This window comes from Hyphobacterium sp. SN044 (genome assembly GCF_021864465.1).
In the GTDB taxonomy this organism is placed as follows: Bacteria; Pseudomonadota; Alphaproteobacteria; order Caulobacterales; family Maricaulaceae; genus Hyphobacterium.
Genome location: NZ_JAKKUV010000003.1, coordinates 162689 through 181778 on the forward strand (window position 1 = coordinate 162689; position 19090 = coordinate 181778).

Consider the following 19090-nt stretch of genomic DNA (forward strand, 5'->3'; position numbering starts at 1 on the left):
CGAAATGGAGGCATGCCATGAACGCATCGAACGACAATCGTCAACCCGCCGCCACCCGCGACATCAAGGTCTGGGACCCGGTGGTCCGGATCGGTCACTGGGTGATCGTGATCGGGGTTTTCGCCGCCTATTTTTCAGGGGATGACTGGCAGGGCATTCACGTCTGGGCCGGCTATGCCGTCGCCGCCGCGGTGCTTATCCGGATCGCCTGGGGCCTGGTCGGCACGCGGCATGCCCGCTTCGCCAGCTTCGTGCGGGGCCCCGGAGCGGCGGCGGGCTATGTCCGCGGTCTGGTGACGGGCAGGGCCGAGCGCCATGTCGGGCATAACCCCGCCGGCGCGGTGATGATCCTGCTTCTGCTGGCCAGCCTCGCCGGAACGACCGGCACGGGCATGGCGCTCTATGCGGTCGAGGAGGGGCGGGGGCCGCTTGCCGGCATCATCGCCATGGCACCCGAAGACGGGACGCAAGCCAATGCGTCGTCCGAAGCGCCGCGCGGGGCCGATCGCGACGACGATGACGACGAATACGAAGGGCGGGGCGAACACGAAGTGGGCGGAGAAGGCGGCGAGTGGCTGGAGGGCCTGCACAAATTCTTCGTCTACCTGACGCTGACGCTGGCAGGTCTGCACGTGATCGGCGTGATCGCGTCGAGCCTGGCACATGGCGAGAACCTCGTCCGGTCGATGGTGACCGGCCGCAAGCGCGCCGAGTAAGGCCTGGTGGAGAGGCGGGCCGGGCCGGTTGGCCTAGGCCCGCTTCTTCTTCACCTGCCGGGCGCGGTCACGTTCGAGCAGCGGGGCGAGGTAGCGCCCGGTCCAGCTGCGCTCGACCTTCGCCACGTCTTCCGGTGTGCCTACGGCGACGATCTCGCCGCCGCCATCGCCGCCTTCCGGACCGAGATCGATCAGCCAGTCGGCAGTCTTGATGACGTCGAGATTGTGCTCGATCACCACCACCGAATTGCCCTGCTCGACCAGTTCGTGGAGCACTTCGAGCAGCTTCTTCACGTCCTCGAAATGCAGGCCGGTCGTGGGCTCGTCGAGGATGTAGAGCGTCTTGCCGGTCGCCCGCTTCGACAATTCCTTCGACAGTTTCACGCGCTGCGCCTCGCCGCCCGACAGCTGGGTCGCGGGCTGGCCGATCTTCACATAGCCGAGGCCGACACGTTCCAGTGTGACCATCTTGTCGCGGATCGAGGGGACCGCCTTGAAGAAGTCCGCGCCTTCCTCGACCGTCATGTCGAGCACGTCGGCGATCGACTTGCCCTTGAAGGTGACTTCCAGCGTCTCGCGGTTGAAGCGCTTGCCGTGGCAGACATCGCACGGGACGAAGACGTCGGGCAGGAAGTGCATCTCGATCTTCACGACGCCGTCGCCCTGGCAGGCCTCGCAGCGCCCGCCCTTCACATTGAAGCTGAACCGGCCCGGCTTGTAGCCGCGCGCCTGGGATTCCGGCAGGCCGGCGAACCAGTCGCGGATCGGGGTGAAGGCGCCGGTATAGGTCGCCGGGTTGGAGCGCGGGGTGCGGCCGATCGGCGACTGGTCGATGTCGATGATCTTGTCGAGCTGTTCGAGGCCCTCGATCCGGTCGTAATGCGCCGGGACGGTCTGGGTGCCGTTCAGCTGGCGCGTGGCGGCCTTGTAGAGCGTCTCGATCGTCAGGGTCGACTTGCCGCCACCCGACACGCCGGTGATGCAGGTGAAGACGCCAAGCGGGAATTCGGCGGTGACGTTTTTCAGATTGTTGCCGGTGGCGCCGGACACCCGGATCACCCGCTTCTTGTCGATCGGGCGGCGGGCCTTCGGCACGTCGATGACGCGGGCGCCGGACAGGTATTGCCCGGTCAGGCTTTTCGGATTGGCGGCGATTTCCTCCGGCTTGCCGTGGGCGACGATCTCGCCGCCATGCACACCGGCGGCGGGGCCGAGATCGACGACATAGTCGGCGGTCAGGATGGCTTCCTCGTCATGCTCCACGACGATGACGGTGTTGCCGAGATCGCGCAGGCCGCGCAGGGAGTCCAGCAGTCTTGTGTTGTCGCGCTGGTGCAGGCCGATCGACGGTTCGTCGAGCACGTAGAGCACGCCGGTCAGGCCCGAACCGATCTGGCTGGCGAGGCGGATGCGCTGGCTTTCGCCGCCCGACAGCGTGCCGGAGGCGCGGTCGAGGGTGAGGTAGTCGAGGCCGACATCGACGAGGAATTTCAGCCGCTCGCGGATTTCCTTCAAAATGCGTTCGGCGATCGCCTTCTGCTTCGGGGTGAAGCCCTTTTCGAGACTGCCGAACCAGTCCGCCGCATTGCGGATCGACAGCTCGCTGGCCTGGGAAATGTCCTGACCGGCGATCCGAACCGCCAGGGCCTCCGGGCGCAGGCGCTTGCCGTGGCAGGTCTCGCAGGGCTGGGCCGACTGGAAGCGGCCGAGATCCTCGCGCACCCAGCTGGAATCGGTCTCGCGCCAGCGGCGTTCCAGGTTCGGGATCACGCCCTCGAATGACTTGGTCGTCTCGAAGGTGCGAAGCCCGTCCTCGTAGCGGAATCTGATCTTGTCGGGCGTGCCCTGCAGCACGGTCTGGCGGAAGGCCTCGGGCAGTTCGCGCCAGGGCTTGAACATGTCGGCGCCGAAATGCTTGGCCAGCGCGTCGAGCGTCTGCTGGTAGAGTTTCGAGGTCGCCCGGTTCCACGGCGCGATGGCGCCGTCATAGAGGCTTTTCTCACGGTCCGGGACAACGAGGTCCTCGTCGAATTTCAGCGACTGGCCGAGCCCGTCACAAGCCGGGCAGGCGCCGAAGGGATTGTTGAACGAGAACAGGCGCGGCTCGATCTCCGGGATGGTGAAACCGGAGACCGGGCAGGCGAAATTTTCCGAGAAGATCAGCCGGTCGCCCTTCTCGTAGCGCGACTTCTGGCCCCACTGAACGTCCGAAGGCGCGGCGGCCTGTTCCGCCTCGGCATCGGGGGACAGGAAGGCGGCGGGCGCTTCCTTCAAGCCGCCGGCCCCGGCCTGAGCTTCGGGCAGGTCGACCGCATCGGCGAATTCCGCCGCGGCGAGGCCGTCGGCGAGGCGCAGGGCGGCTTCGAGCGATTCCGCGAAGCGCTGTTCCATGCCTTCGCGCACGACGACGCGGTCCACAACCACATCGATGTCGTGCTTGTATTTCTTGTCGAGCGCCGGGGCCTCTTCAAGCGGGTAGAATTCGCCGTCGACCTTCACGCGCTGGAAGCCGGCCTTCAACCACTCGGCGAATTCCTTGCGGTATTCGCCCTTGCGGCCTCGGACGACCGGGGCGAGCAGGTAGAGGCGCGTGCCTTCCGGCAATTCCATCAGCCGGTCGACCATCTGGCTGACGGTCTGGCTTTCAATCGGCAGGCCGGTCGCTGGCGAATAGGGGATGCCGACCCGCGCCCAGAGCAGGCGCATGTAGTCGTAGATCTCGGTGACCGTCGCGACAGTGGAGCGCGGATTCTTCGACGTCGTCTTCTGCTCGATCGAAATTGCCGGGGAGAGGCCCTCGATTGAGTCCACGTCCGGCTTCGACATCAGCTCCAGAAACTGGCGCGCATAGGCCGACAGGCTTTCCACATAGCGGCGCTGACCCTCGGCGTAGATGGTGTCGAAGGCGAGGGAGGACTTGCCCGATCCCGACAGGCCGGTGAACACGATCAGTTCGTCGCGCGGCAGTTCCACCGAGACGTTTTTCAGATTGTGTTCGCGCGCACCCTGCACGCGGATGGATTTCAGCGGTTCGGCCATGTGGACTTCGCTACCCCGGTGGGTTCAACATCGCCCCGACTCGCGGGCGTTTGACCTGCGGAACATTATGTGAACAAATATCGTGCGTCCATCCTGGAAACGCACGCGAGCATGGAGAAGATGGGGTTATGGCCGGAAGCGTCAACAAAGTCATCCTGGTGGGCAATCTGGGCGCCGACCCGGAAATCCGCTCGCTCAATTCGGGCGACAAGGTTGCCAATATCCGCATCGCGACGTCGGAGACGTGGCGCGACAAGAATTCCGGCGAACGCCGCGAAAAGACGGAATGGCACAACGTCGTCATGTTCGACCAGAACCTCGTGAAGGTGGCGGAGAACTATCTGAAGAAGGGCTCCAAGGTTTACGTCGAGGGCCAGCTGCAGACGCGCAAGTGGCAGGATCGCGACGGCAATGACCGCTATACAACGGAAGTCGTCCTGCAACGTTTCCGCGGCGAACTGCACATGCTCGACAGCCGTGGCGGCGGTGGCGGCGGAGGCTATGACTCCGACGACAGCTTCGGCGGCGGCGCTGGCGGCGGTGGCCGTTCCAGCGGAGGCGGCGGCGGTGGCCGCGAAGACTTCCGCAATGACGATCTCGACGACGAAATTCCGTTCTGATCCGAACCTGTCCGGGATTTACTGCAGGCGGGCCGGGCAACCGGCCCGCCTTTTGCTAGACTGAGCCAGACACCAGGACGGAGTTCACCCATGTTGCGTCGTTTCGCCCTTGCCACTGTTGCCGCTGCCAGCCTCGCCGGACCCGCGCTTGCGCAGTCCGATGACGGCACGCGTACGCCGGAGCTGATGCATTCGCAGATCGGCGAGAACGCGGTGAACATCATGATTGTCGGGCAGGACGCGTTCGGTGACGTGTTCATGGAAGTCGCGCTGCTGCACGACCTGCCGCGCGAACGCGATGCCGAGATCGCGTCCCGGATCTGGGAAGAACGCAACAACACCGCGCCGATCTTCCTGATGGAGGCCGCGCGCCGCTATGCGTCCTACGCGCCGGAGCAGGCGCTCTACGCCTATTTCCTCGCCCGCTCGCGAATGATCTATGACGGTCAGCGCTGCGTCGATTCCTCGGCGCTTGAGGCGATCGCGCTGGTCGACCAGTTCGCGCAGGAAGACATCGCGCCGCTGATGGCGGACGCGGAAATGGTCCGGGCGCAACTGTCGGAAGTCTATTCGTCGGGCGAAAGCTTCACGCATACGACCTCGCCCTGGTGGATCTGCTCGTCGGGTGACAGCGCCTTCTACGCTGCGCAGAACGGCGCGACGCTGACGCGGAACGAGTGGCTGAAGCTGCCGAACCAGTGGCCGCCGATCCAGGACACGATCCGCAACAACATGCTGGCGAACATCAACGCGCTGGCGACGGCGATCGCCGAGCAGTAAGCGGCCGGATTCTCGCCCGCTATCTGGCGCGGAAATCGTCTGCACACGGGCGGTCTCCCGCGTTTGCCCCACATGCCCCGAATTGCTAGAAACGAGGCCAGAACAGCGCCGCGCGATTCTGCTTGCGGCGCTCCCGTTTCAGGGCCGGATTTGCGATCCGGCCGCGACCCGGCAAGAGGGCTTCCTTGAGCGACGAGAACGACGATCTGACCCCGGGCGCCATTCCGCCGGGCGGAGACAGCGGACCGAGCATCGCGATCGAAGACGAGATGCGGCGCTCCTATCTCGATTATGCGATGAGCGTGATCGTGAGCCGCGCCATTCCCGATGCGCGCGACGGGCTGAAGCCGGTGCACCGCCGCATCCTGTGGTCGATGCACGAGCAGGGCTATACCCACGACAAGCAGTACCGGAAGTCGGCCCGCGTCGTCGGTGACGTGATCGGTAAATACCACCCGCACGGCGACCAGGCGGTCTATGACGCGCTGGCGCGCATGGCGCAGGACTTCTCGATGGGCCTGACCCTGCTCGACGGTCAGGGCAATTTCGGCTCGGTCGACGGCGATCCGCCCGCCGCGATGCGTTACACCGAAGTGCGCATGGACAAGCCGGCCGAGGCGCTGCTGGCCGACATCGACAAGGCGACGGTCGATTTCACCGAGAACTATGACGGCTCGGAAAAGGAGCCGGTGGTCCTGCCGGCGCGCTATCCGAACCTCCTGGTCAATGGCGGCGGCGGTATCGCCGTCGGCATGGCGACCAACATCCCGCCGCACAATCTGGGCGAAGTCGTCGACGCGGCGCTGGCGCTGCTCGACAATCCCGAACTGACCGATATCGAGCTTCTCGACATCGTCCCGGCCCCGGACTTCCCGACCGGCGCGCAGATCGTCGGCCGCGCGGGTTCGCGCAGTGCGCTGATGACCGGGCGCGGCTCGGTGATAATGCGCGCGAAGACGACGATCGAAACGGTCCGCAAGGAGCGCGAGGCGATCATCGTTCACGCCATCCCCTACCAGGTGAACAAGGCGTCGATGATCGAGAAGATCGCCGATCTCGTGCGCGAGAAGCGCATCGAGGGGATCGCCGATCTGCGTGACGAGAGCGACCGTTCGGGCATGCGCGTCGTGATCGAGATGAAGCGCGACGCCAATCCGGAAGTGATCCTGAACCAGCTCTACCGCTGGTCGCCGATGCAGCAGAGTTTCGGCGTGAACATGCTGTCTCTGGTCGGCGGACGCCCGCAGCTGATGGGGCTTCGGGGCTATCTCGAAACCTTCCTGAAATTCCGCGAACAGGTCGTGGCGCGCCGCGCCAAGTTCGAACTGTCGAAGGCCCGCGACCGCGCCCACGTCCTGATCGGTCTCGCGCTGGCCGTGGCGAATATCGACGAGGTCATCGCGCTTATCCGCGCAGCGCCGAACCCGGCGACGGCGCGCGAACAGCTGATGTCGCGCGACTGGCCGGCGGCCGATGTCGCGCCGCTGGTGAAGCTGGTGGCCGATCCGCGTTCGGTGATCTCGGACGGTCAGACGCTGAAGCTGACCGAGGAACAGGCCAAGGCCATTCTCGACCTGCGCCTGAACCGCCTGACGGGTCTCGGCCGCGAGGAAATCGGCAATGAGGCCGAGGGTCTCGCCGAGCAGATCCGCGACCTGCTCGACATTCTCCGGTCGCGCCCGCGCGTGATCCAGATCATTCGCGACGAGCTGACCGAGGCACGCGAGAAATTCGCCGTCCCGCGGCGGACCGAAATCCTCGATGTCGAGCTGGAGATCGAGGACGAAGACCTGATCGCCCGCGAGGAAATGGTCGTGACGGTGACGCATGGCGGCTACGTCAAGCGCACGCCGCTGACCGAATACAGGGCGCAGCGCCGCGGCGGCAAGGGCCGGTCCGGCATGTCGATGAAGGACGAGGATTTCGTCGCGACGCTGTTCGTCGCCTCGACGCACGCGCCGCTGCTGTTCTTCTCGTCAAACGGCATGGTCTACAAGACCAAGACCTGGCGCCTCCCGCAGGGCGCGCCGAACACGCGCGGCAAGGCGCTGGTCAACATGTTCCCGCTCGACGAGGGCGAGATCATCACCTCGGTGATGGCGCTGCCGGAAGACGAGAGCGAGTGGGACAAGCTGGACGTCATGTTCGCCACGACGGCAGGCACGGTGCGCCGCAACAAGCTGTCCGATTTCGTGCAGGTGAACCGCAACGGCAAGATTGCCATGAAGCTCGACGAGGGCGATGGCGGGATTGTCGGCGTGCGTTTGTGTACCGCCGATCAGGACGTGCTTCTGGTCACCGCCAAGGGCAAGGCGATCCGCTTCCCGGTCGACGATGTCCGCGTCTTCGCCAGCCGCAATTCGACCGGCGTGCGCGGGATCCGGATGGAGAAGGGCGACGCGCTGATCTCGATGGCGATCCTCAACGCGCTCGACGTGTCGCGCGCCGAAGTTCGCGCCTACCTCAAGCAGCGCCGCGCCGAATTGCGCAGCGATGACGAGGATGCCGAGATGATCGACGAGGTCGTCGAGGCCGATGGCGACGAGGGCGAGGACGGCGAGGAGATCACGCTGTCGCCGGTCCGCTACATGGAAATGAAGAGCAATGAGCAGCTCTTGCTGACCGTGGCCCAGTCGGGCCTCGGCAAGCGCGTCATGTCCTACGAATACTTCCGTCAGGGCCGTGGCGGCCAGGGCGTCTGGACGAAGGACAAGCGCTTCCCAGAGCCGCTCGCCGCCTGCTTCATCGTGGGTGAGGGCGACACGGTGATGGCCGTGACCGATGGCGGGCAGCTGATCCGCTTCCCGGTCGATACGGTGCGCATCGCGGCGCGGGCCACCAAGGGCGTTCGCCTGATCCGTCTCAACGAAGGCGAAAACGTCGCCTCGGTGATCCGGATCGAGGAGAGCGAGGACGAGGACGGTGCAGAAGCCGCCGGTGAGGCACCGGAAGGCAATGCGCCGGACGCCGGCGAAACGGGCGGCGAGGAATAGAAGCCCGACCGCCTTGCCGGTTCGCGCCGAGTGCGGCTAGGGTCCGCACCGGCCGGATGCCAGCCTGAAGGAGGCCCGACATGCCCCGCCGCGTCGCGCTCTACCCGGGCACGTTCGACCCGCTGACCAATGGTCATCTCGACATCATGAAGCGGGCCGTGAAGCTGGTCGATCATCTGGTGATTGGCGTTGCGATCAACGAGGGCAAGGGACCGCTCTTCTCGCTCGAGGAACGCGTCGCCATGACCGAGGCCGAAGCGGCGCGCATCCCCGGCGACACCACGATCGAGGTGAAGCCGTTCTCCTCCCTGCTGATGCATTTCGCGGAGGAGGTGGGGGCGCAGATCATCGTGCGCGGCCTCAGGGCCGTGTCGGACTTCGAATACGAATTCCAGATGGTCGGGATGAACCAGCGCCTCAATCCCGACATCGAAACCGTGTTCCTCATGGCCGACCCCCGCCACCAGGCGGTGGCGTCGCGCCTCGTGAAGGAAATTGCCCGCCTCGGCGGGGACACGCGGGCCTTCGTACCGCCCGCCGTGCAAGACAAGCTGATGGAGAAGTTCGCGTGATCAAGACACTCTGGCCGGTCAGCCTGATCGTGCTGTCCATGTCCGCAACCGCCTGCGGTTCGGAAACGACTGAACTGACGGAAGCCGAAGCGGAAAACCCCTCCGCTGCAGCGGAAGCCGATGGCAGCCCGTCCACCCGCATGGCGGCGCTGATGCAGTCGACGCCGACCTATGCGCCGATCAACGAAACCCTGCCGGATTACGATCTGCCGGATGACGCCTGGCGCACGGTCGATCAGGACAACCTGCTCTATATCGACACCGATCATGGCCGGATCATCGTCGAGATGGCCCCGGAATTCGCGCCCAACCATGTCGAGCGGATGCGTGAACTGGCCGATGCGCGCTTTTATGACGGGCTGGTCTTCCACCGGGTGATCGACGGCTTCATGGCGCAGGCCGGCGGCGCGCGGACCAATCCCGCCTGGTCGACCGATCTGCCGGACATGCAGGCCGAATTCACCACCCGCCGCGATCCGAATGCAGAGCCGGTCGTCGAGATCCAGGACCGCATGGTCAATGACCGCTCCGACCGCCGCATCGCCAAGGCCGGCTTCTGGAACGGCTTCCCGATCGGCACCGACCCGTCGGTGCAGGCCGCGATCACCGGTGATGGCCGGGTGAATTCCTGGCTGCTGCACTGCCAGGGCGCGGCCGCGATGGCGCGGACGTCCAATCCCGACAGCGCGGGCAGCCAGTTCTACATCACCCGCGGCAATGCCGAGCATTTGAACGCGCAGTACACTGTCTGGGGCCGGGTGCGCGTGGGCCAGGGCGCGGTCGACGACATCAATGTCGGTACGATGGGCGAAAATCCGGGCTTCCAGCCGGACACGATCCGCATCATTCGCGTCGGCTCCGACCTGCCGGAAGAGCAGCAGGTGACCGTCCAGGTCGCCGACACCAATTCCGCGGCGTTTGCCAGCTGGCTGGACACGCAGCGCGCGTCCAACGGCGAACTGCCCGACATCTGTGAAATCGACATCCCTGTCCGTATCGAGGAGTAAGCCCAGAATGGCTGATGACAACCTGATCTTCACGCTGGAAAGCGGCGACGTCACGATCAAGCTGCGCCCGGATCTGGCGCCGAAGCATGTGGCCCGCATCAAGGAGCTGGCCAATGACGGCTTCTATGACGGCCTGACCTTTCATCGCGTGATCGACGGCTTCGTTGCACAGGGCGGTTGCCCGAACGGGAATGGCATGGGCGGTTCCGGCCAGCACATTCCGGCCGAGTTCAACGAAGGCAAGCATGTGCGCGGCGCGTGTTCGATGGCCCGCGCCAGCGATCCGAATTCCGCCGACAGCCAGTTCTTCATTTGCCTCGACGCGGTGCCCTATCTCGACCGGCAATACACGGTCTGGGGCGAGGTCGTGGACGGCATGGAACATGTCGACGCGCTGCCCAAGGGTGAGCCGCCGCGCTCGCCGGGCAAGATCGTGAAGGCCCGCACGGAAGCGGCCTGAGGCAGTGTTCGGGTTCGGGGGGCTGATCGCGGCGATGGTGTTCCAGATGCCCGAGGGGCTCCCCGCCCATCTCTTGAGCGACCCTGTGGTCGCCGGCACGCATGATTATTGCGAAGAGCCGGTGCCGGACGACGTTCTGGCCCTGGCCCGCGAAGCGCTCACGCGCGACAAGACCGACATCCACCCGCGCGAGCGGGCCGCCGCGGCGCTGGTCACGGCCGGCATGGATATCGCGGCAGCGCAGCCCGAAGGCACGAGTGATTGCTATGCCCTATTCGCCGCGGGCAGCAACTGGCTCGCCGACGCGCTGGAGCCGCACGAGAACCGGCTTCGCCGGGAGTCCCGTTTCCGGGAGTCCCGCGACCCGGACATTGCCCGCATCCAGGTGATGCTGCGCGATCTGTGGGTGACCGACCAGGCCGGCCGGCTGGCCTATCTCCAACTCAACACGGAAGACCGGACGGGTGCGGCCTGGTGGGCCTACCGCCGGGCGACGGCGCATGTCATCGCGAACGACTACAACGCGACCGAGGGCTTGCGCGAGGCGCTCGAGCTTTACGACTGGATCGACCGCGAGCGGTTTGGCCCGCGTACATCCAGTCAGGCCTGGCTGATTGCGCAGCATGCCGATCACGATCCGCACTTCCAGCGCGATGTGCTGACCCGGATGGAGCCCTATCTGGAAAGCGGCGGAGTCCGGCGGCAGGACTATGCCTATCTCTGGGACCGGGTGGCGGTGAATACCGGACAGCTGCAACGCTATGGCACGCAGCCGATGGATGCCTGCAATGCGGACGGGACGCTGGACCTGAAACCGGTCGAAGACCCGGACACGCTCGATGCCCGGCGCGGCACGATGGGGCTCGGTCCCGTCCAGCGCGATCTCGACCAGATGGCGGCGCAGCGCTGCGGCGGCTGATCAGTCGGCGTTCGGGTCCATCATGAGCGTCAATCGCGCCAAGATCGGACGGTGGTCGCTGCCGGAGTCGGGCAGGCGCTCGACCGCGCGGTCCTCGAAGTCCCTGCCGACCAGAATGTGGTCGATCCCCGCCATCATGGTCGGAATTGTCACGGTGCGGCCGGCATAGCCGGCCCACATGCTTTCCGACGGCCAGGTGGACAGAGCGTGCGTGATGCGCCGCAGTCCGAGATCGTCCTCGATGCGGGCGAGGGCGCGTGACGGAGCAGCGGAGTTGAAGTCGCCCATCACGATCAGCCGGTCCTGGGGAAAGGCCTCCAGCATGAGGGCGAGGCCCTCGCGCTGCTCGTTCTGGTGCCGCAGCGGATCAGGCCAGGTGAGGTGAACCGAGGCGACGGTGATCTCGCGTCCATCGAGAAGGCGGATCGTCGCCCAGGCGGCGGGAGGCGCGTGGAAGAAGGGCGTATCCTCTGCCCCTTCACGCGTGATCCACCACCACCAGTCAAGGCATCCGGAGTCCACGATTTCGAAGCGCGTGACCAGCGCCACGGCATAGCGGTCGCAAGCCGCCTGATTGGGATAGTTCTCCTCGAGAAGCGTCGGCAAGCCCCACGCATTCCCCCAGGTCTCCTGGAGCGCGATGATGTCGGCATTCGTGTCGGTGAGCAGGTCGGCCGCCGCTTCGACCGTCGCGTTACGGCCCCAGGCATTGTGGGTCGCCACGGTGAAGGGCGTGCCGGACGCCGGCGTGACCGGAATGTCGAGAACCGGCGTCAGGGTTTCCGGGATCCCCGGTGCCGCGATCAGAGCGGCCAGCAATGGCGCGCCCCAACGCTGGCGCTTCCTGCCGAAGATCACCACGGTGATGGCGGCGAGGATGGACGCCAGCGTCAACGGCGCCCAGAACTGCCGGAACAGGTCGGCGAAATTCCAGACCGGTGCGAGCCAGATCAGGGCGGCGAGCACGCCAAGGCCGAGCGTCGCGGTGAAGGCGAGGAAGCTGCGCACAAACACATCCTTGCGGATAAAAACGGTGGCGGGAAAAATTACACCCGTCCTATGAACAGGATGCTGACACAGAGGCAATACACGGGCCGCAATCTTGCGACTTTCTGATTTCGACTTTCACCTGCCTGACGAGCGCATTGCGCTGCGCCCCGCGCGGCCGCGGGATTCCGCGCGGCTGCTGCACGTCCGCGGCGACGGCAGCCTGTCCGATCACGGCGTGCGGGAATTGCCGAAACTCCTCCGCCCCGGCGATCTTCTGGTGTGCAATGACACGCACGTCCTGCCGGCCGCGCTGACCGGGGAGCGCGATGCCCGCGCGGAGGGCGGGGGCGGACCGGCGAGGATTTCAGTCAATCTCCATACCCGCGACGACGCGAAAAGCTGGCGCGCCTTCGTGAAACCGGCCAAACGGCTGAAAGTCGGCGATGTGATCCGCTTCGGTTCGCTGACCGCGAGCGTCGAAGCCAGGCGCGAGGGCGGCGAGGTGGTGCTGGAGTTTGACCGCGAAGGCGGAGAACTCGATGCCGCCATCGCTATTGCCGGCGCGCCGCCCCTGCCCCCCTATATCGCCTCGAAGCGCGCGCCCGACGAGCAGGACAGGGCGGACTACCAGACGCTGTTCGCCAAGCCGGACAAGACCGGGTCGGTCGCCGCGCCGACAGCGGGGCTGCATTTCACCGACCGGCTGATGGACGCGCTGAAGGCCGCCGATGTCGGCTTCGTCGACGTGACGCTGCATGTCGGCGCGGGAACCTTCCTGCCCGTGAAGTCCGAAGCCATCGCCGAGCACAAGATGCATGCCGAGTGGTATGAGGTCTCCGCAGAAGCCGCAGCCTCCATTTCGCGTGCGAAAGACGAAGGCCGGCGCGTCATCCCGATCGGGACGACCGCGCTGCGCACGCTGGAAAGCGCGGCGAACGAGGACGGACGGATCGGCGCGGAGGTCGGCGAGACGGCAATCTTCATCACGCCGGGCTATGAGTTCCGCATTGCCGACGCGCTGATCACGAACTTCCACCTGCCGAAATCGACGCTGATGATGCTGGTCAGCGCGATGGCCGGGCACGAGACGATCATGCGCGCCTACCGGCACGCGATCGACGCGGAATACCGCTTCTTCTCCTATGGCGATGCCTGTCTGATCGAGAAGGCGGGTTCGTGAGTGCCGAGCTGCAGCTCGACCTGATCCGCGGTGTCCACACCTTCGCCGTCGCGCTGAACGCGCTCGCCATTGTCTACGTCATTTATAGCGGACTGACCGGCCGGATCGGCGTCTGGACTTGGGTTTCGATCGGCTATTCCGCCTTCATTGCGCTGGGGCTTGCGATCAATGGCCGGGTCTGTCCGCTGCAGTCGCTGGCGCAGCATGTCGCCGGGACCGACCGCTGGGTCAGGGACCTGTTCTTCCTCAACGAGGTGGCGCACCTGATCGCACCGGTTCTGGGTACCGGAATGGCGATCGGTTACACGCTGGTGGCGTGGCGGTTGTGGTGGAGGCGCGGGTGAGGGCGCTTGCCTTCGGCGCGGCAATCGGGTTTCACCCCGCGCCATGACCGCTTTTCCCTTCAAACTGGCCGCCACGGATGGCGAGGCCCGCACCGGCATGATCGAAACGCCGCGCGGCACGATCCGTACGCCTGCCTTCATGCCGGTCGGCACGGCCGGCACGGTGAAGGCGCTCTACATGGACCAGGTGAGGGAGGCCGGGGCGGATATCATCCTCGGGAACACCTATCACCTGATGCTGCGCCCGGGCGCGGAGCGGGTCCACAAGCTGGGCGGTCTGCACACATTCTCCGGCTGGTCCGGACCGATGCTGACCGACTCTGGCGGGTTCCAGGTCTGGTCGCTCGCTTCCCTGCGGAAGATGAGTGAGGAAGGTGTTCAATTCTCCAGCCATATCGACGGGTCGCGGCACATGCTGACGCCGGAACGCTCGATCGAGATCCAGGCGGACCTCCTCGGCGCGGACATCTCGATGCAGCTCGATGAATGCACGCCCTTCCCCTGCGAGAAGGATGAGGCGCGCGCCTCGATGGAGCTGTCGCTGCGCTGGGGCAAGCGTTCGAAAGCCGCCTTCGGCGAGCGCGCCGGGCAGAATTTGTTCGGCATCGTGCAGGGCAGTGTCTACGAAGACCTCCGCCGGGAGAGCGCCGAACGCCTGATCGAGACCGGGTTCGACGGTTACGCCGTCGGCGGGCTCGCCGTGGGCGAGGGGTTCGAGACAATGTGTTCGGTTCTGGATGCGGTCGTGCCGCACCTGCCGGGGGAGCGGCCGCGCTATCTGATGGGCGTCGGCAAGCCGATTGATCTCGTCGAGGCCGTGGCGCGCGGGATCGACATGTTCGACTGCGTGATGCCGACGCGCTCGGGCCGGCACGGCCAGGCGTGGAGCGATTTCGGGCCGGTCAATCTGAAGAATGCCCGCTTCGCGGAAGACGTGCAGCCGCTGGACGAGCGCCTCGATTGCCCGGCCAGCCGGGACTATTCCCGTGCCTATCTGCACCACCTCGTGCGCTCGGGCGAATATCTCGCGGCCATGCTCTTGAGCTGGCACAATATCGCCTACTACCAGTCGCTGATGGCGCGGATGCGCGCGGCGATCGCCGAGGGGCGGTTCGCGGAATTCCGCAAGGACTTCAACGCGCGCTGGGAGAGCGGGGCGTTCGAGTGATTGTCCTCGCCCTTCGAGGCCGCCCGCCCTTCGAGACGCCGCCTGCGGCGGCTCCTCAGGACAGGGCGGCTCCTCAGTATGAGGACAATCAATTCAGCCCGTATTCCTCGAACGCTTCCGTGAGGTAGCGTTCCTCGCAACCGAAACCGTCATAGAGGCCGCGCAGATAGGCGCGGCGGCTGTCGGCCATTTCGCGGCGTTCGCGGGCTTCGCGCTCGATCTCGCCGGCACGGCCGACAAAGCGGATCACCGGGCGGGCCGGATTCAGGCCGACGATGGTGGAGTGGTAGAAGTCGCGCGCGCCGCTTGCCAGGGCACCGCCGCCGCGTTCGCTCCACATCTGGGCGCGCTCGCGCCAGTCGCGCTCGTCCGCGGTCTCGTCGTTGCGTTCTTCCGGCACATGCATCTGGTCGGGGCCGAGCACGGCGGTCAGCCGGGCAATGTCGCGCGCGGTCGTCGAGCAGACGCGGCGGGAGCCTTCCCCGCCATAGGGGGTCGGGACGGTGTCGTCGCCCGGGTCGACCATCACCGGGCCCGGGCGGTCGCGCGGCAGGCCGATCGCGTCGGACACGGCCGAGCGGGTTTCGCTCATGCCGATATAGGCGGCCTCCCCGGTCGTGGGGCGCGAACTGGCGCAAGCCGTCACGATGAGGGCAGCCAAGGCGAGGGCGGTGAAGGTTCGAATCCCGATCATGCGCACAAGGCTGGACGCGCAATCTGGCATTTTTCTGACGATGGGAGTGCCGAGAATACGGCCGGGAACGGGGCCGGGAATGGGAACGGGGCGCGGCTCGCGGTTGACCGGGCAGGCGCTTCGCTATAGGCCTCCCCGTCTCCTATGGGAGCCCATAGCTCAGCCGGTAGAGCAACTGACTTTTAATCAGTAGGTCCAGGGTTCGAATCCCTGTGGGCTCACCAAATCTTCCGATGCTCAGTCCCTCCGGGGCTTCGCTCCTCGCTTTCGGCCGGACGAGCCGGCCTCCGCTGCGGTCGCGCGGTCGCGCTTGCGGACCTGATGGTCCGGGGCTCTGATCCTCCGCCGCTCCGCTCCAAGCGCGCGACGGGTGGGTTCAGGCTGCCCGGCATTCTGCGACCGGACGCCCCATCGAAGCGGCCGCCGGGGAGTGTGTGACCTGACAACACGCGGCATGACCAGCGAGGTCATGACCTGAGCGGCATCCGGTCCGTTCGGGTAAATTTCGCTTAGGCACCAGAAAAAAGACGATAAACTTTCCCGAGGGAAGAGGCCGCGCAGCAGCGGACTCGGTCACAGGGGAGTACGTCATGTCTTGCGAAATTGCCTTTCTCCGCGCCGATGCGGAGCTGAAGCGTTGGCCGGTTTCCGGGGCGAAGCACCTGCTTGCCGGGGTCAGTCTGATGACACTGGCACTGGCCCAGACTCCTGCGGTGCTTGCCGACACGGCGGCCGATACCGTGACGGTGGAGGATGAGGCCGATGCCGGGATTGCCGAGAATGGCGGCGAATTCCGCCTGTCGTCCGTCCTGCCGATCTACAGCTGGCTGTTCGAACGTGACGAGGACCGCGATCTGCTGGTCGTGCGCCTCCCGCTGGTCGCCGCATCGGGGGGCGATGTATCGAGCCCGCAAGCCGCAGGAGTCGGCTGTGCAACGGGGGGGGGTGGTAACTCTTCGACCGAATGCGGCGTCAATTCCAACACCGGAACCGCGCAATTCGCGACTGCAGTCGGATCATCTTCAAACGCTACCGCAGACCGGTCCTCGGCCTTCGGGCGGCTGGCGGATGCGACGGCCGCCGATGCGACCGCGCTCGGTCACAACGCGGACGCGATAGCGATCAATACTGTGGCGGTCGGGCAGAGTGCCATCGCGGGCGCCATCAATGCGTCGGCCTTCGGTCAGGCCGCCCAAGCGTCCGGTGAGAGTTCCGTCGCCGTTGGCCGGTCGAGCTCAGCCACTGGCCTCGGCTCCGTGGCGCTTGGCGGTGACGGTATCGATGCTGGCGTGGTCGGTGCCTTGGCAACGGGCACTTATGCCGTGGCCGTCGGGCCGGACGCAACGGCGACCGGGTCCGACACCGTGGCGCTTGGCGCCGGTGCCAATGCCGGAGGAGCCCGGTCGATCGCCATCGGCGGCGATGGTTTGGATGGCGACACGAACGGGGCTCAGGCGACCGGTGACGATACGATCGCGATCGGCAATGATGCTGTCGCATCGGCGGCCGGAGGGACCGCGTTCGGAGGCAGAGCGACAGCCAGCGGTGTGATCTCGACCGCGGTGGGTTACGAGGCGACGGGCAGCGGCCTTTACAGCGTGGCCATGGGCTATCAAAGCGCGGCCTCGAACAATTATTCGATCGCGATCGGCTACAGCACGGTTGCGTCGCAAGCCAATTCCATCGCGATCGGCAACAATTCGACGGCCAGCGGCACACTCGCCATAGCAATGGGTCAGAATGCCGTCGCGTCCGGTGCCAATTCGGTCGCGATTGCCCCTGTGGGTTCGGCGACAGGAGACCGCGCTGTCGGGCTCGGGTTCAGCGCCGATGCCGTTGCCAGTGACGCGGTCGCGATCGGCAACAACGCACAAGGCGCGGCGGCCAACGCCATCGCGATCGGCGATAATGCGAACGGCTCCGGGATCGCGTCCATCGCCATGGGTGACGAGGCGGCCGCATCCGCGAACTACGCGATTGCGCTCGGTTCCAATGCGACCGGTTCCGGGGTCCGATCTGCCGCAATCGGCAATCAGGCCAACGCGTCCGGCACGGACGCCTTTGCCATGGGCCCGAATGCGACCGCCTCTGGCGACTATTCCGCGGCGATCGGGTCCTACGCCATCGCGTCGGGCTATCTCTCCTCGGCGACGGGTCACCGGGCGCAGGCGGTCGGGACGGGCAGCGTGGCGCAGGGCTATTTCGCCTATTCCAGCGGCGCCTATTCGATGGCCAATGGCACGCTGACCTATGCCACCGGCAACCGCTCGGTGGCGATCGGTGGCTGGTATGACAATGACGGCGGCGGCGACACCGATTCCGACGAGTTGACCATCGCCAGCGGCGACCGCTCGCTGGCGCTGGGCGCGATGGCGCAAGCCAATTCCGAAGCGGCTCTCGCGCTGGGCTTCGGGACGCGGGCCTCGGCGGTCAACGCGATTGCGCTGGGGCGCCAAGCGCAGGCGCTGCACACCAATTCGGTCGCGATCGGACCCGGCGCGGTGACCACAGCCACCGAACAGATCATGTTCGGCAACAGCTTCTTCAACTACGCCATGCCGGGCGTGGTCTCGCCCTCGAACCAGGTCGGCAGCGCCGACTATTTCGTGGTCGCGGACTCGGCGGGCAATCTGAAGTCCTACGCCTTTTCCAATCTCGTGGCCTCGGATCGCCCCGACACGGCAACGTCCGTGCGTGACGCCCAGGTCGCCGCCCTGCAGGCGCAGGTCGAGCAGATGCGAGCAGAGATGGCCGCGATCCGGGCGCAGATCTTCGGCGAGCCGCAGATGGAAGCCGGCGGCATTGATGTCGTCGACGGTGGAGGTGATGGCCGTCCGGGTGCCGGGGACGGTACCAATCCGGGAGCGGAAACCGGGGGCGGCGGTGGTTTCCAGACCGTCGGCGGTGGTGGCGGCGGCTATCGCACGACGGGCACGTCGGACACCTATCTCGCCGCGATCACGGCCAATACCGGTGCGATCACGGCGATCCAGGACGATGTCAACGCGCTGCGCACCGATCTGTCGACGCTGCAAACCCAGGTCTGGAGCCAGGCCGATCAGATCGAGGTCAACCGCGACGGCGTCGCCATCGCGCTGGCCATGTCCGGCATGTCTGGGCTGGAGAGCGGGGAGAATTTCTCGCTGTCGGCCAACTGGGGCTTCTATGACGACGCCCACGCGATGGCCTTTTCCGGCGCGGCGCGGATCAATGAGCAATTCACGCTCAATGCCGGCCTGGGCTGGGGCGCGGAGACCGGCGAGGTCGGCGCCCGCGCCGGCGTCCGGTGGGGGTGGTAGCCGCACTGCCAACACAGACTGTTCAAGTGTGATCAGGCCCGCCGGAGCGATCCGGCGGGCCTTGTTGCAGGCGTTTGAGGTTCGCCTTCGCGGGGTCGCCCCGCCAAGGAAGCGCCGATGCCGTTTGCCGGACGCACAGGAAAGGGAGCAGGCGGGAGCCAGGCCGGCGGCCGGATCCGATCCCTGATTCAGAGATATAAAAAGAATCAATTTTCTTATCAAAGCGATATAGAAATAAGTAATAAAAACCCCCTTGTTTGATAAAATCAAAATGTTTGTATGCGCACATATTCGCGCAGGGTGAGGGAT

At 65.9% G+C, this 19090-nt stretch carries 15 protein-coding genes and 1 tRNA gene; 13 read left to right on the forward strand and 3 right to left on the reverse strand.

Features of this window, described 5'->3' with window-relative positions; genetic code table 11:
- Positions 1-17: 17 nt before the first annotated feature.
- A complete protein-coding gene (locus tag L5876_RS06070) occupies positions 18-716 on the forward strand; it encodes a cytochrome b/b6 domain-containing protein (protein ID WP_236955248.1) in 699 nt (232 codons plus the stop codon).
- Positions 717-749: 33 nt separating this feature from the next.
- Here the strand turns inward: L5876_RS06070 and uvrA are convergent, their stop codons facing one another.
- The gene (gene uvrA / locus L5876_RS06075; RefSeq protein ID WP_236955249.1) at positions 750-3755 is read right to left on the reverse strand and encodes an excinuclease ABC subunit UvrA; all 3006 of its coding nucleotides are present in this window, start codon (positions 3753-3755) and stop codon (positions 750-752) included.
- Between the two features lie 128 nt (positions 3756-3883).
- Here uvrA and ssb point away from each other — a divergent pair, with 128 nt between their 5' ends.
- The 7 genes from ssb to L5876_RS06110 all read left to right on the forward strand — a co-directional run bounded on the left by ssb (position 3884) and on the right by L5876_RS06110 (position 11106).
- Positions 3884-4375 (forward strand): single-stranded DNA-binding protein, encoded by a 492-nt coding sequence (ssb, locus tag L5876_RS06080; protein WP_236955251.1) that lies wholly within the window; start codon positions 3884-3886, stop codon positions 4373-4375.
- Between the two features lie 90 nt (positions 4376-4465).
- Complete coding sequence (locus L5876_RS06085; protein WP_236955252.1) at positions 4466-5155, forward strand: hypothetical protein; 690 nt, start codon at positions 4466-4468, stop codon at positions 5153-5155.
- 185 nt (positions 5156-5340) lie between these two features.
- Positions 5341-8148: a DNA gyrase subunit A gene (gene gyrA, locus L5876_RS06090; protein ID WP_236955253.1), complete on the forward strand. Its 2808-nt coding sequence runs from the start codon at positions 5341-5343 to the stop codon at positions 8146-8148.
- A gap of 80 nt (positions 8149-8228) precedes the next feature.
- A complete protein-coding gene (gene coaD / locus L5876_RS06095) occupies positions 8229-8720 on the forward strand; it encodes a pantetheine-phosphate adenylyltransferase (protein WP_039719011.1) in 492 nt (163 codons plus the stop codon).
- Entirely contained in the window at positions 8717-9727 is a 1011-nt protein-coding gene (locus L5876_RS06100) for a peptidylprolyl isomerase (RefSeq protein WP_236955254.1), read from the forward strand. Before coaD ends, L5876_RS06100 begins: the two co-directional genes overlap by 4 nt.
- 7 nt (positions 9728-9734) lie before the next feature.
- Complete coding sequence (locus L5876_RS06105) at positions 9735-10187, forward strand: peptidylprolyl isomerase (RefSeq protein WP_236955255.1); 453 nt, start codon at positions 9735-9737, stop codon at positions 10185-10187.
- Positions 10188-10191: 4 nt separating this feature from the next.
- Positions 10192-11106 (forward strand): DUF6624 domain-containing protein, encoded by a 915-nt coding sequence (locus tag L5876_RS06110; RefSeq protein ID WP_236955256.1) that lies wholly within the window; start codon positions 10192-10194, stop codon positions 11104-11106.
- Here L5876_RS06110 and L5876_RS06115 read toward each other — a convergent pair whose 3' ends face one another.
- Positions 11107-12114, reverse strand: coding sequence for an endonuclease/exonuclease/phosphatase family protein (locus L5876_RS06115; protein WP_236955257.1), 1008 nt, complete (start codon positions 12112-12114; stop codon positions 11107-11109).
- 94 nt (positions 12115-12208) lie between these two features.
- Here L5876_RS06115 and queA point away from each other — a divergent pair, with 94 nt between their 5' ends.
- From queA to tgt, 3 genes are read left to right on the forward strand one after another with little or no spacing between them, the layout of a single operon-like run.
- Complete coding sequence (gene queA, locus L5876_RS06120) at positions 12209-13276, forward strand: tRNA preQ1(34) S-adenosylmethionine ribosyltransferase-isomerase QueA (protein WP_236955258.1); 1068 nt, start codon at positions 12209-12211, stop codon at positions 13274-13276.
- Positions 13273-13620: a hypothetical protein gene (locus L5876_RS06125; RefSeq protein ID WP_236955260.1), complete on the forward strand. Its 348-nt coding sequence runs from the start codon at positions 13273-13275 to the stop codon at positions 13618-13620. The genes queA and L5876_RS06125 overlap by 4 nt, the downstream gene beginning before the upstream one ends.
- A gap of 43 nt (positions 13621-13663) precedes the next feature.
- Positions 13664-14788: a tRNA guanosine(34) transglycosylase Tgt gene (gene tgt, locus L5876_RS06130; RefSeq protein ID WP_236955262.1), complete on the forward strand. Its 1125-nt coding sequence runs from the start codon at positions 13664-13666 to the stop codon at positions 14786-14788.
- Positions 14789-14876: 88 nt separating this feature from the next.
- On the opposite strand, the gene L5876_RS06135 is transcribed toward tgt, so the two are convergent.
- Entirely contained in the window at positions 14877-15482 is a 606-nt protein-coding gene (locus L5876_RS06135) for a hypothetical protein (RefSeq protein WP_236955264.1), read from the reverse strand.
- Between the two features lie 148 nt (positions 15483-15630).
- Between L5876_RS06135 and L5876_RS06140 the strand changes: the two genes are divergently transcribed.
- Both L5876_RS06140 and L5876_RS06145 read left to right on the forward strand, forming a co-directional pair.
- A tRNA-Lys gene (locus L5876_RS06140) sits at positions 15631-15706 on the forward strand.
- Positions 15707-16072: 366 nt separating this feature from the next.
- Positions 16073-18781 (forward strand): YadA-like family protein, encoded by a 2709-nt coding sequence (locus L5876_RS06145; protein WP_236955265.1) that lies wholly within the window; start codon positions 16073-16075, stop codon positions 18779-18781.
- The last annotated feature ends 309 nt before the right edge of the window (positions 18782-19090 follow it).

What these genes read in the sequence shown, in the direction of transcription:
- L5876_RS06105 (WP_236955255.1), top strand. Translation starts at nt 9,735, where the DNA reads ATGGCTGATGACAACCTGATCTTCACGCTGGAAAGCGGCGACGTCACG.
- uvrA (WP_236955249.1), bottom strand. Translation starts at nt 3,755, where the DNA reads ATGGCCGAACCGCTGAAATCCATCCGCGTGCAGGGTGCGCGCGAACAC.
- L5876_RS06145 (WP_236955265.1), top strand. Translation starts at nt 16,073, where the DNA reads ATGTCTTGCGAAATTGCCTTTCTCCGCGCCGATGCGGAGCTGAAGCGT.
- ssb (WP_236955251.1), top strand. Translation starts at nt 3,884, where the DNA reads ATGGCCGGAAGCGTCAACAAAGTCATCCTGGTGGGCAATCTGGGCGCC.
- L5876_RS06085 (WP_236955252.1), top strand. Translation starts at nt 4,466, where the DNA reads ATGTTGCGTCGTTTCGCCCTTGCCACTGTTGCCGCTGCCAGCCTCGCC.
- L5876_RS06135 (WP_236955264.1), bottom strand. Translation starts at nt 15,482, where the DNA reads ATGATCGGGATTCGAACCTTCACCGCCCTCGCCTTGGCTGCCCTCATC.
- L5876_RS06070 (WP_236955248.1), top strand. Translation starts at nt 18, where the DNA reads ATGAACGCATCGAACGACAATCGTCAACCCGCCGCCACCCGCGACATC.
- tgt (WP_236955262.1), top strand. Translation starts at nt 13,664, where the DNA reads ATGACCGCTTTTCCCTTCAAACTGGCCGCCACGGATGGCGAGGCCCGC.
- coaD (WP_039719011.1), top strand. Translation starts at nt 8,229, where the DNA reads ATGCCCCGCCGCGTCGCGCTCTACCCGGGCACGTTCGACCCGCTGACC.